At 44.6% G+C, this 12,372-nt stretch carries 10 protein-coding genes; 5 read left to right on the plus strand and 5 right to left on the minus strand.

Features of this window, described 5'->3' with window-relative positions; genetic code table 11:
- The first annotated feature begins 178 nt into the window (after positions 1 to 178).
- The gene (locus J6I44_RS15210) at positions 179 to 910 is read left to right on the plus strand and encodes an SIMPL domain-containing protein (RefSeq protein ID WP_265767010.1); all 732 of its coding nucleotides are present in this window, start codon (positions 179 to 181) and stop codon (positions 908 to 910) included.
- A 604-nt stretch (positions 911 to 1,514) separates the two neighbouring features.
- On the opposite strand, the gene J6I44_RS15215 is transcribed toward J6I44_RS15210, so the two are convergent.
- The 5 genes from J6I44_RS15215 to J6I44_RS15235 form a co-directional block, all read right to left on the minus strand.
- Positions 1,515 to 2,852: an amidohydrolase family protein gene (locus J6I44_RS15215; RefSeq protein WP_265767011.1), complete on the minus strand. Its 1,338-nt coding sequence runs from the start codon at positions 2,850 to 2,852 to the stop codon at positions 1,515 to 1,517.
- An 8-nt stretch (positions 2,853 to 2,860) separates the two neighbouring features.
- Positions 2,861 to 4,267, minus strand: coding sequence for an amidohydrolase (locus J6I44_RS15220; protein WP_265767012.1), 1,407 nt, complete (start codon positions 4,265 to 4,267; stop codon positions 2,861 to 2,863).
- A 13-nt stretch (positions 4,268 to 4,280) separates the two neighbouring features.
- Positions 4,281 to 5,606 carry an amidohydrolase family protein gene (locus J6I44_RS15225; protein ID WP_265767013.1) on the minus strand — a complete coding sequence of 442 codons (1,326 nt, stop codon included), beginning with the start codon at positions 5,604 to 5,606 and terminating at the stop codon, positions 4,281 to 4,283.
- Between the two features lie 256 nt (positions 5,607 to 5,862).
- A complete protein-coding gene (locus tag J6I44_RS15230) occupies positions 5,863 to 6,429 on the minus strand; it encodes a transposase (RefSeq protein ID WP_265767014.1) in 567 nt (188 codons plus the stop codon).
- Positions 6,430 to 6,462: 33 nt separating this feature from the next.
- On the minus strand, positions 6,463 to 8,097 hold the full coding sequence (locus tag J6I44_RS15235; protein WP_265767015.1) for an acyl-CoA carboxylase subunit beta: 1,635 nt from the start codon (positions 8,095 to 8,097) through the stop codon (positions 6,463 to 6,465).
- Between the two features lie 161 nt (positions 8,098 to 8,258).
- Here J6I44_RS15235 and J6I44_RS20925 point away from each other — a divergent pair, with 161 nt between their 5' ends.
- The 4 genes from J6I44_RS20925 (at position 8,259) to ftsE (ending at position 12,275) form a co-directional block, all read left to right on the plus strand.
- Complete coding sequence (locus tag J6I44_RS20925) at positions 8,259 to 9,686, plus strand: GWxTD domain-containing protein (protein WP_265767016.1); 1,428 nt, start codon at positions 8,259 to 8,261, stop codon at positions 9,684 to 9,686.
- A 129-nt stretch (positions 9,687 to 9,815) separates the two neighbouring features.
- Positions 9,816 to 10,826, plus strand: a complete 1,011-nt coding sequence (gene pdxA, locus J6I44_RS15245; RefSeq protein WP_265767017.1) for a 4-hydroxythreonine-4-phosphate dehydrogenase PdxA — start codon at positions 9,816 to 9,818, stop codon at positions 10,824 to 10,826.
- Positions 10,816 to 11,604 carry a class I SAM-dependent DNA methyltransferase gene (locus J6I44_RS15250; RefSeq protein WP_265767018.1) on the plus strand — a complete coding sequence of 263 codons (789 nt, stop codon included), beginning with the start codon at positions 10,816 to 10,818 and terminating at the stop codon, positions 11,602 to 11,604. Before pdxA ends, J6I44_RS15250 begins: the two co-directional genes overlap by 11 nt.
- Positions 11,583 to 12,275: a cell division ATP-binding protein FtsE gene (ftsE, locus tag J6I44_RS15255; protein ID WP_265767019.1), complete on the plus strand. Its 693-nt coding sequence runs from the start codon at positions 11,583 to 11,585 to the stop codon at positions 12,273 to 12,275. Before J6I44_RS15250 ends, ftsE begins: the two co-directional genes overlap by 22 nt.
- Positions 12,276 to 12,372 lie beyond the last annotated feature (97 nt).

Raw genomic sequence — 12,372 nt, forward strand, 5'->3', positions numbered from 1 at the left:
AAAGGGTTTGTATTATGTATGATACTAAAATCCATCCTTTAAATCACTTATTATGTGTTTTAAGATCAAAAAACAAGAGGCTATATTTGTCTTTATAATATGCTCTTACTATCATCCACTGGTAAATAAGCACTTTCATCACTTAGCTTTTCTTAAAAGATCAGAGGTACCATATATTATGCCCACCCAATCTCAAAACAATCTATTCATTGCCGTCATCATTACAGTTGGTCTTTCACTTGCCGGATGGTTTATTGGTAATGGTTTTATGGAAGCCCGGTCAGGCAACCGTTTTGTAACCGTAAAAGGTGTTTCCGAACGGGATGTAATGGCGGATGTCGCCCTCTGGCCCATCCGATTTGTAGCAGCTGGTAATGACCTCAATGCCGTACAACGTAAGATCACGGAAGACCGTAACCAGATTCAATCATTTCTGGAAGGCCATGGGATCGCTACCGATGCTATTGAGTTGCAGAACCTGGAAGTCACCGACCGAACCGCACAATCTTACCAATCGGGGTCATATACAAATCGTTTTATTCTCGCCCAAACCCTGATGGTTCGCTCTGAAGATGTCAGCAAAATTGATGAAGCCAGCCAGGATGTTGGTCAACTGGTGGAAGGCGGCGTAATCATTAATAATCAATATTCGGGCGGCGGACCCACTTATTTGTTTAACAGCCTTACCGAGTTAAAGCCTGAAATGATTGCGGAAGCTACCAAGAATGCCCGAAGCTCTGCCGAGCAATTCGCTCGTGATTCCGGCAGTGAACTGGCCGGTATTCGTCGCGCTAACCAGGGCGTGTTTGTTATCCTTGCACGCGATAAGGCGCCCATGCTGCAAGAAGAAAAACAAATTCGTAAGACCGTCCGCGTGGTCTCTACCCTCGATTATTATTTGGAGGAGTAACTTATTAGACCTGCCAAAGCCCTGCTCTATTTCAAAAAGCTCATATTCGTAGTCAAAGTTATGAATGGATCTGGGTTTACAACTATCTCCATTGACAAGTTTTTAAACAGGCGTTCATTCTTTTTGACCCTAGTTTCAATCTTGCGTCGGCATAGGTCTCCTTTCCTAAAGTATTATGAACCTCAAGCTTGCCCCCTTCCTCTATTCCTGTTCCTATTAGCTATTTCTTTGTAAAAAATGCTTTATAGGAACAATCCAGTAAGCATCTGTTGCATATCCTTACTGTTTCTGCCATAAATCCTTACTGTTTGTACGGCACATCCTTACTATATGTACACCATAAACAGTAAGGATTTTTATAATGCCCTTTATAGAGTGCTAACGGCCCTTATTAAATGTGGCCAATAAAATTTGGGCATAGCTTTAAATTTATATCGATATGATTCTTATAAAAGGATTGTAATTCTCCGTTAAACTGAGCTTGTGCCGACTCCTAATAGGGCTCTGGATGACAGAATTGTTAGCTTTATAGATCTCTTGGAAATAAAAATGGCGGACCGAACAAACGATCCACCATTAAAAAAACTGTAGGGGTGTTGAACTCTTAGTTCTTCTTGGCCCCTCGGTTCAGGTACTCGTCATTGAGCTGCGAGTGGCGGCTGACCATTGGAATCTTATAGCCTCGGATAAATACCTGCTCGATGTGGGTCATTGGTTCAAACGGATCGCCATCGGATAAAAACAGGTTGGCCTGTTTGCCCACCTCAATGCTACCAAGTTTATCCTGCACGCCGAATATCTCCGCCGCATTAAGCGTAATGGCTTTAAGCGCTTCTTCTTTCCCTAATCCATAGGTGGCAGCATAACCAGCATGATAAGGCGCATTCCTCACGTTCTCAGTATCCCCGGTAGAAATAGCTACTTTTACGCCTGCCTCGTGTAACAGCCCCGGGTTTTGATACGGTCTCTGGTAGTTATCATAGTCACGTTCTGGAGTGTAAAGCGTTGATACGAGGCATGGAAGTCCCGCATCAGCGATTTCATCGGCTACGCGCCATCCATCATGAACTCCGGCTAAGATAAACTGCGCATCAGGATGTTGTTCGGTCCATGCAATGGCGTTAAGGATGTCTTTCTTATTACCCACAGATATAATGACCGGTATATTTCCATTAATTACCTCGCTCATGGCTTCCATTTTCTTATCCGTATCGGGCATCTCCTGGTTAGCATTATTCTCATCGTATGAGGCCACCATTTTATCATAGAATACCGCTTTATCCCAGAACTTATTCAGTTCCTTCAGGTTTTTCTCATACTCTTTTTGAACCTTTTCGTCACTGCGATCGTCCCAATAGCCCCCTTTTACGGCGCTGGGCCAGTTAAGATGCAGGGCAGCATTGGGTGAGACGGCCATTGAATCCGGAGAGTAGCCGTATAAGTCAATAAGGGTTGCCTTACCCGAAAAGCGTCCAGATACCGGCATTGAAATGACATGAGTAACGCCGTTTACCCGCGTAACAGGAATGCTAACACTGCTGGGATTGATGGCGGTAAAAGCGCGAACATGAGGATTAAACTCACCCAGTTCTGCCTGATCATTTGTCACATCGACGGCGCCAATCTCTTTGAGTCCCAATTGGGTACCGGCATCCATAAAGCCAGGATAAAGGTGCTTGCCCTCGGCATTAATCTGTGTATAGCCGGGCTTTATCTTGGCCTTTTGACCTACAAACTCAATGGTCTCTCCATTGATAAGCACTATCCCATTTTCGATGACTCCATCAGAAACGGTGTGGATGGTTGCATTGGTAATAGCAAATTTGCCGAAGGTAGCCTTTTCGGTGATTTGGGCATCCACGCTGAGGGTTGTAACCAGCATAAGTGCGAGCCCGGTAACAAGTGATGATAAATACTTCATAGTCCGTTCTGCGTCTTTCATAGTGTCAATTATTTTGTGCTTTGCTGATATTTCATGCCCTGATTTGTAAACCTCATTTCGGCGCCACGCATGCAGCTTCCACCTTGGCGACCGTTGGCATCATACCACCTTTGTTGAGATCGCCCGAAGTCTTCTTCCGGATTAGCTTGCAAGCGCATATCATTGGCATCTTCACTGCGATCAAAATATTTTTTGCCGTCAATGAAGGTTGCTTCCGCAATGCTATAAATACTCAGTGGATCACCACTCCAGATTGCCACATCGCCTTGTTTGCCCTCTTCAATGCTTCCTACCTTGTCAGCAATGCCCAGCTGCCTGGCGGGATTAATGGTAATCATCTTAAGGGCATCCTGCTTAGAGGTTCCTCCATAGTGCACGGTCTTGGCAGCTTCATGGTTCAGGTGACGAATAAGCTCTCCACTGTCAGAGTTGATGCTGTTTGTTACTCCATTAGCATTGAGTATTGAGGCGTTGAAGGCCGTGGAATAATAGACCTCAAACTTATAGGCCCACCAATCCGAAAAGACGGAAGTATAGGCATTATTCTCGCGCAGTTCAGGGGCAATTTTAAAGGCTTCGTTCGCATGCTGGAACGTATAATCTTTGATTCCATAATCATTAAATACGCGCATCAGCATCATAATTTCATCGGCCCGGTACGAGTGGCAATGCACCCTTATTTCTCCGGCTATAATATCAGCAAGGGCGTCCATACGGGCATTCTTGGCCACCGGCACGGGGGGTTTGGAGAGCTGTCCCTTTTCATAGGCCTCTTTGGCTTCCAAATAATCCTTACGGTTGCGTTTGTAATCCAGGGCCGCATCAAAATGGTTACGGATAACCTGTTCTACGCCCATACGGGTTCGGGGCTTTACGTTAAAGTTCTGTCCGTGCACCCGCGTTGGATTTTCCCCAAGAGCAAATTTGATGGTCCGGGGTGCGCCTTTAAACCGCATTTCGTCCATACTGGACCCATAGCGCAGTTTGAGGGTCTCATTTTGTCCTCCAATGACATTCGCCGATCCGTGCATCAGGTGGATAGAAGTCACGCCGCCGGCCAGCGCCCAATAGATATTAACATCATTGGGATTAATGGACTCTTCCATGGAGACTTCCGCCGTCACAGGATTGGTCCATTCATTAATATCAACGCCAGCAATATGCGAATGGGCATCGATGATGCCGGGCATCACATATTTTCCCGAAGCATCAATGGTCTCAACGCCAATGGGAGCAGCCAAGTCTTGGCCTACCTCTGTGATGATACCGTCTTCAATAAGAACGTCCGCATTTTCTTTGTTGCCGTCGGTGATGGTAACCACTGTTCCATTGGTTATGAGCACCGATCCCTTATCCTGCGCTAAGCCGCTATGACTTAAACAAACTGCAAATAGTAAGAGTATGATCCTTTTCATAATATATCGCCAACTATTTAGATGATTCTGATTCAATTTCGGTAACTGTACCGTTTGTCACGGAGTACAGGCTTTGCGCTTTTTCTTCCATGAAGGGAGTATCATAGACCGTAAAACTGGCTACTCGCCCTTCTTTTATGTCGCCTAAGCGCTGTCCAAAGCCCAGAATGTCGGCTGTGGATTGGGTGAGCAGATTCAAAATTTGCGTATTATTAAGCCCCCCTTCTTCACTTAGCCTTGTAAGATTCTCCCGGATATCCGAAAGCTTCACTCCATTGGAGGCATAGCCCACTTCTACGCCTGCTTCTTTTAACTTCTGGATATTCTCAATGCTTGCCCGGTAGGCCTGCTCCTGCTTATCCCGAAAGATGCGCATCTCGTCCGTCACTTCCTCCGGTTCTTCTTTTTCTTCATCATCGGACATCCAATCGGGTTCCTCCGGAAGGTCAATGCTGGCCAAAACCGGAATGTTACGCTCTTTAAGTTCATCGGCTTTTTCATGGGCTTCCTTGCCGGACACCAGCACTACCTCAAAGTCAAATTCATCCTGTAACCAAAAAAGACGTTCAATATTTTCTTTGCTATCCACCACAAAGAAGAACGGCTGCTCCTGGTCCATGACCGGGTACAATGCTTCAAGCACTTCTTCTTTCTTTGGAGCCGGGTAATCTGATGCTACGGATGCAAAATATTCCTGCTGCTGGCGTTGGGCTTTGGCATCATAGAAGAGCTGGCGGAATTGGACCATCAGAGCCATCATCGTGGATGGGTATGTGGCTCCTTCAGCTTCTTCAAATTGCGCGAAGGCTCCCACTCCTTCTTTCAGTAAGTTATCAGCGGTATTGGGGCCATTAATAAAAAAGAGGTCTAACTGTCCGGGTAGCATTTGCCCTTTAAGCCCTAAAGCTGCAGTCGTAAAGCCATGTTCCGGAGCCTTTGCTAAGGCCTCATCCTTGGCATTAAGCAGGTCTGACGGCTGCCGGTGAGGTTGAATGCCCGCTCGTTTGTAACTGGGATCGCCCGGTTCTTCGGGCTGCCCGTCCTTTCCTTTATCCTCAGGGCTCCCCCAGAGAGCAAGCCCATCAATAAAGCCCGGATATACATGGAGGCTATCCCCTCCATCATGAACATAAGCATCAAAAGGGATAGCGACGTCTTTACCAACTGAGCTGATAATGCCATCTCTCCATACAATTGTGCCACTTTCTATCACCTGGCCGCTTGCCGTATGGATCGTCACATTGTCAAATGCTTCTGCAGGTGCCGTCTGTGCAGAAGCTTGAGCTACTCCCACCATCAGCACAGCAACACCTATCGAAAATATATGCGTTAGTTTCATAAGATGAATTATTGGTTAGATATTGTTATTTCGAAAACTTTCCTATTTAAATAAGGTGATAGACCCATTAACAACAGTTATCAAAAGCCAACTCCAGGCCAATTATTATTTTCTTAAACTACTGGTATCCAATAAGATGAATTTGCAGATCTTTCTAAAGGAGGAAATCAATAAAAAATGTAAAGGACAGAATGCTGTTTATTAAGCTGCCAGGCACTTAAAAAGTGCCTGGCAGCTCTGTGTTCACCTAATTATTCTATTCAAATAGATATTGCTCAATTTTTTGGGGAGATTTATAATCATCTACAAATTGTTTGTATTCTTCTGGAGATGAGAAATAGTGCTGCAGCAGATCGGGATTATAAAGCGACCCTTTACGTGCATTAATCCATTCGAGATAGTTCGAATACGGCCAGTCGTTAATATTTTTCACCAAATGAGCTTCCAAAGGATTACGATGAATATATCTACACAAATGGATAAGATAGTTTCTGTCATCTACATGAATAGCCCGATAAGGACCTTCAAACAAAGTGCCTTCACGACCATACTGCTTATTAACCGCTTTAGAATAGCTATTGAAGATTCGCTGAATAAAGGTTCCTGCTGTATAGTTGCCATCTTGACGAATTAAAAAGTGATAATGGTTTGGCATCAAACAATAGGCAATGAGCGAAATTGAAAGTGATGAAGTGTATTTTTTCACCTTCTTCAGGAGAAAATGATAATTCTTTTCCTCAAAAAATATTTCCCCTTTGTTAGCTCCTCGGTTATAAAGATGGTAATAGTGGCCTATTTGATATTCAGGTAATGTTCGACTCATATTTCGGTGTTCAGCTATAACTATTCTCAATTCTTAAACCTGCATGACACCGGTCTTGAATTCATCGATATCCGGATTGTGGTTGGCATAGCGAATAGATTGAGAAATACGATCCCGCGTTTTAATAGGATTGATAATGCCGTCCACCCATAGCCGGGCGGCCGCATACCGAACATCCGTCTGATGATCATAACGGCTGCTAATCTCCTCCATAATCTGTTGCTCCTCTTCCTCTGAAATCTCTTTCCCCTTTTTCTTAAGAGAAGAAACCCGAATCTGGGTCAGAACCTTTGCCGCCTGCGTTCCTCCCATGACGGCGATCTGGGCTGATGGCCAGGCATACATAAACCGGGGATCATAGGCGCGTCCACACATGGCATAATTGCCGGCCCCGTAGCTGTTACCGACTACAATCGTAATTTTGGGGACGGTGCTGTTGGAAACGGCATTTACCATTTTGGCTCCATCTTTAATGATGCCACCATGCTCGCTCCGCTTACCAATCATAAACCCGGTTACATCCTGCAGAAATACGATAGGGATTTTCTTTTGGTTGCAGTTCATGATGAAGCGGGCCGCCTTATCCGCCGAATCGGAATAAATAACTCCGCCTACCTGCATCTCTCCTTTCTTGGTTTTGGTAACCTGCCGTTGATTAGCTACAATCCCCACACTCCATCCATCAATCCGGGCATAACCGGTGATGAGCGTCTGCCCATACCCTTTCTTGTATTCTGTAAACGTATCGGCATCCACAATGCACTCCAGCACATTGTGCATGTCGTAGGGTTTGGACCGATCGTTGGGAAAAAGGTCCAGAATATCGGTGACGTCACGAGCTGGGGCTACCGTTTCTTTACGATTGAATCCGGCTGTTTCAAACGGCCCCAACTTATCAACCAGATCACGGACGGTTTCCAAACACTCTGTGTCGTCTTTCATCTTATAATCGGTGACCCCACTAATTTCGGTATGCGTAGTCGCTCCGCCGAGGGTTTCATTATCCACTTCTTCGCCGATGGCTGCTTTAACGAGGTAACTACCTGCTAAAAAGACACTTCCCGTGCCATCAACAATGAGCGCCTCATCGCTCATAATTGGCAGATAGGCCCCGCCGGCTACACAACTACCCATGATGGCGGCAATCTGTGGGATTCCCTGGGCACTCATCACGGCATTATTTCGAAAAATACGCCCAAAATGATCTTTGTCAGGAAAGATTTCATCCTGCATTGGCAAATAAACGCCTGCAGAATCTACTAAATAGATAATTGGAAGATGGTTTTCGAGGGCAACTTCCTGGGCCCGCAAATTTTTCTTTGCCGTTATGGGAAACCAGGCTCCTGCTTTGACGGTGGCATCGTTGGCAACAATCACACAATCCCGGTTCGATACCTCACCGACGCCCATAACTACGCCTCCCGCCGGACAGCCCCCTTCTTCTTCGTACATTTCATGGCCGGCCCATAGTCCCAACTCATTAAATTTACTGTCCTCATCGATAAGCGTTTCAATACGTTCCCGGGCGGTCATTTTGCCCTTGTCATGCTGTTTCTGGATGCGCCGCTCGCCTCCTCCCTTTTTAATCTCGGCTTCGGTCTTATTGATTTGTTTTATTAAAGATTTTAAATCCGGTTGCGCAGAATTCTTCGTACGATTAGAACTCATAGGCCATCAATATTTTATTGATAATAGTTAGCCGATTGTATCGTTTCCAAAATAACGATTTTTAGCAATCCCGAAAGTAATGATTATGTTTATTGTATATTCATTACCTTGGCTTTTGATGAGTGATATAATTATCCAACATTCAACCAACTGATAGTAACGTGAGATACCTAACCTACTGTACTTCGGCTATTTTACTTCTTTTACTTTCTATCTGCTCAGTAACAGAGGTGTATGCACAGCGGTTTTCGGAATACCAGAAACTTTCTATACGCGACCAGCGCCCACCGCTCTTTTTTGACTTCTTTGTGCTGCCTGGCGATTCAGAAGAATCTGTTCAATTAGTTTCAGCCTACAGTTTTTCCTATCGTTACCTTCCATTTAAAAAGCTCAATCAATCATCTTCAAACCAGGATCCCGCCAAAGCTTTTTTTAGTCCTATCAATTTAAGCATGGAGGTATTCAATGCCACGGAAAAACAGCTTCGTAAAAAAGGGCGTGATGTTTCTGTTGAGGGGCTGGAGACCGCCGGACGATCTTTTTGGGAGGATACCGCCTATGCGGAGACCTATGAAGAAAGCCAGTCAGAACTTAAATTTTTGCAAGGAAACCTCAAGGTAGATTTAAGGCCGGGCATCTACAGTTATGTATTGCAAATGAAGCGTGGCGAGGGAACAGATCCCCGAATGTCCAGAACACGGACGGTACGGGTTGAGTCCTATCCCCAAATGGAGACCGGCAATGTTCTTCTTGGAAACAGTATGTCTGAGGATTCGGGCTCCAAACAATTTAAGTTGGTAAGTATGGGGGAAAATGTGAAGTATGGAAGTGATTTCCAGGCACTGGCTTACATCCCAAATTATGACCCATCGGCAGAATATACGGTTAAAATAAATAGCCTTGAAGTCTCTGGGAAGGATACCAGCCAGACTAAAACTGTTTTCACACAAAAGCTGTCTGATGAAGATATTCATGCCAATATCCGCCCCACTCTAAAGCAAAATAGTGAGGCTGAAAATATTTTGGAGCTGTCACCTAACGATAATGGTTTTACGTATGCGCTGCTTAACATTCCGAACAGCACCTTCCCCAGCTCTTTTTATAGATTAAGTATCCATAAGGGGAGCAGTGAAAAACCCGCTTCTGAGACCACTTTCCGATCTATGTGGATTAATATGCCTCGAAGCTTGCTAAGCCTTGATGTCTCTATTGATATGCTTCATTACATTGTTAATGAAAAGACGTTAGATCAGCTTCGAAGCGGATCTGAGTCAGCGCGGGAACAGAAGTTCAGAGCCTTTTGGGAAAAGCGTGACCCTACCCCGGATACAGAGTATAATGAGCTGATGGCTGAATACTACCGGCGCATAGACTATGCTTACCAAAATTTCACCACAAACAATACCATAGGTTATGAAAGCGATCAGGGAGAAATCTATATCAAATTTGGTCCGCCTGAAAATAAAGAACGAAGGTTTCCAGCTAATGGCTCTACCATTGAAATATGGACTTATCCCAATCGCCAGTTCGTCTTTAGAGCAACCACTGGATTCGGAGATTTCAAATTAGTTACAGATCAAAGCCAATAAGTTTAATCTGTATTTTAAAATAAAGATACCCGCGTTGTAACTTTGATTATCATTGCTTTTGGATGGACAGTTTGTGTAGTTTAGCGGAACCATTTTTATGTAACTTTTAATGAACCACAGATATATTTTATGGGGCAACGCATTGCGATAAGCAGTGGAGACATCAATGGTATTGGACCTGAGATTATTCTTAAGACACTTAACAACCGAGAACTAAAGGATAATACCGTTATAATTCTTTCCTCGAAATCAGTTATCGATTTTTATGCCGATAAATTAGGTATTGACCTTAACTATAAGGTTGTTACTTCCATTGAAAACATCCAGGAGCAAGCAATCAACCTGCTCCATGCTTATGAAGATGATGCACCTGCTATTTCTCCCGGCACCCTTAATGAACAATCCGGGGCTTGTGCGATGCAGGCGGTTGAACAGGCATTAAAGCTTTGTAAAACCGGTCAGGCAGATGCCTTGGTTACCGCTCCAATATCCAAAGAGGCGGTCAACTTAGCAGGATATCATATCCCCGGCCATACCGAGTTTTTGGCTGAACATACAAATACTACCGACTTTCTGATGATGCTGGTCAATGACGGCCTTCGGGTGGGACTTGCCAGCATCCATATTCCCATCGCGGATGTCCCCGAAGCATTAACTGAAGAATCAATCATCCGTGATGCAACCATTATGCACCAAAGCCTGCAACAGGATTTTGGCATAGCAGCACCTCGCATTGCAATGTTGGGACTCAACCCCCATGCCGGCGATGGTGGTATTATTGGAAAAGAAGAGCAGCAATTAATAGCTCCGGCTATTAAAACCTTGACAGATCAAGGACTGGAAGTGACCGGTCCCCACGCTGCTGATGGTTTTTTTGGTAATCGCAAATACGAGCATTACGACGGTATTTTAGCGATGTATCATGACCAGGGACTTGTTCCTTTTAAAACACTCTCTTTCGGGACCGGGGTAAACTTTACTGCTGGCTTACCGATCGTTCGCACCTCCCCCGATCATGGTACCGCCTTTGATATCGCCGGAAAAGGCCAGGCTAATCCCTCTTCCTTTGAACAAGCTTTCGATTTGGCTCTTCAACTATCTGCCAACCGAAAGGTAAAAAATAATGATCATGAATATTAAAGAACGACCAGCCTATACGACGCTGGCCGAAATTTATGATGCAGTGATGCAGGAAGTGAATTACGACTTTTGGGCCGACTTCCTGGATGCGCTTATGCTCCAGCATCATCCCAATCCGGAAAGCGTTATGGAGCTGGCTTGTGGAACCGGATCGCTGGCACTCTCGCTGGATGAACTCGAGTGCTATGAAATGTGGGGCACGGACAGATCCCCGGAGATGATCGCCAAAGCACGCCAGAAGAATAAGGACCGAATGTGTTCGGTCAATTTTTCGGTCATGAACTTCCTGGACATTACGATTGATCGTACTTTTGATGTTGTTATTTGTGTCTTCGACAGTATTAATTATTTGCATGAGCCCAAGCAAGTTCTCCGTTTTCTGCAGGAGTGCCAAAAACTGCTCGGTCCAAAAAGTCTTCTTATATTTGACTTCACTACGCCTATAAATTCTATGGAGGCTATCGACTATCTAAATAATGAAGAAGATACTACCGATAATCATTTTCATTTTCTGCGGAGAAGTACGTATGATGCCGAGAAACAAATTCATACTAACAGGTTTGAGATACAGAAGCTATCAGCCGACCATCAAACCGTAGAAGAGGAGTTTGTGGAGGTCCACCGACAAAAAATATATACGCTACAACAAATGCTTGATATTATCGATCAGACCCCGTATACCGTAGTGGCGAAGTATAACGAATTTGAATTCGAAGAGGCCAATGAAGAAAGTTTAAGAATAACCATGGTGTTACAATGTCTACACACTCAGTCATAGAATTTAAGAACGTCTCGGTTACTTACGATCATCGTGCGGTGCTTAACAATATTAATTTCTCACTTGAAAATGGGGAGTTTGCCTATTTAATTGGACAAACAGGGGCTGGTAAAAGTTCTTTTTTACGACTTATTTACCGAGATCTCGTCCCCGATCATGGATCTATACAAGTCGCTGATTACGATGTGGCGTCTTTACCAAATAGCAAAGTTCCCTACCTTCGCCGGAGGCTGGGCATTGTATTTCAGGATTTTCAGCTTCTGCCTGATCGCACTGTTTATGAGAATGTTGCCTTTTCTATGAAGGTTATTGGTGCCAAAAGCAGCTATATTAAGCAACGCGTGCTGGAAGTACTCGGCATGGTTGGGCTCAGCCACAAGCGAAAAAGCATGCCCGAAGATTTATCCGGGGGTGAACAGCAGCGTGTTGTCATTGCCCGTTCTTTAGCCAATGAACCCCGAATTATGCTGGCCGATGAGCCCACTGGTAATCTTGATCCCGAAGCTTCAGCTTCTATCATGGAGCTTCTTCAGAAGATTAACAATCGGGGTATGGCCGTCCTTATGGTAACCCACGACTATGATACCGTTCGTGATTATCCCCACCGCACACTCAAACTTCAAGATGGAAGTATTGCGGAAGTTGAACCTCGTAAACTCGGCAAGGTTTAGTTATTTTGTTATCCAGTTAATAAAAACAAAGCTGTTAATGTTAACTGGATAACTGAGATATGTACTGAAATCTCAAAAGTGGTCGTCTTACCTTGGA

The organism is Fodinibius salsisoli, from assembly GCF_026229185.1.
Lineage (GTDB): Bacteria > Bacteroidota > Rhodothermia > Balneolales > Balneolaceae > Fodinibius > Fodinibius salsisoli.

Coding starts and splice junctions, on each gene's coding strand:
- J6I44_RS15210 (WP_265767010.1), top strand. CDS start 179: ATGCCCACCCAATCTCAAAACAATCTATTCATTGCCGTCATCATTACA.
- J6I44_RS15215 (WP_265767011.1), bottom strand. CDS start 2,852: ATGAAAGACGCAGAACGGACTATGAAGTATTTATCATCACTTGTTACC.
- J6I44_RS15220 (WP_265767012.1), bottom strand. CDS start 4,267: ATGAAAAGGATCATACTCTTACTATTTGCAGTTTGTTTAAGTCATAGC.
- J6I44_RS15225 (WP_265767013.1), bottom strand. CDS start 5,606: ATGAAACTAACGCATATATTTTCGATAGGTGTTGCTGTGCTGATGGTG.
- J6I44_RS15230 (WP_265767014.1), bottom strand. CDS start 6,429: ATGAGTCGAACATTACCTGAATATCAAATAGGCCACTATTACCATCTT.
- J6I44_RS15235 (WP_265767015.1), bottom strand. CDS start 8,097: ATGAGTTCTAATCGTACGAAGAATTCTGCGCAACCGGATTTAAAATCT.
- pdxA (WP_265767017.1), top strand. CDS start 9,816: ATGGGGCAACGCATTGCGATAAGCAGTGGAGACATCAATGGTATTGGA.
- J6I44_RS15250 (WP_265767018.1), top strand. CDS start 10,816: ATGAATATTAAAGAACGACCAGCCTATACGACGCTGGCCGAAATTTAT.
- ftsE (WP_265767019.1), top strand. CDS start 11,583: ATGTCTACACACTCAGTCATAGAATTTAAGAACGTCTCGGTTACTTAC.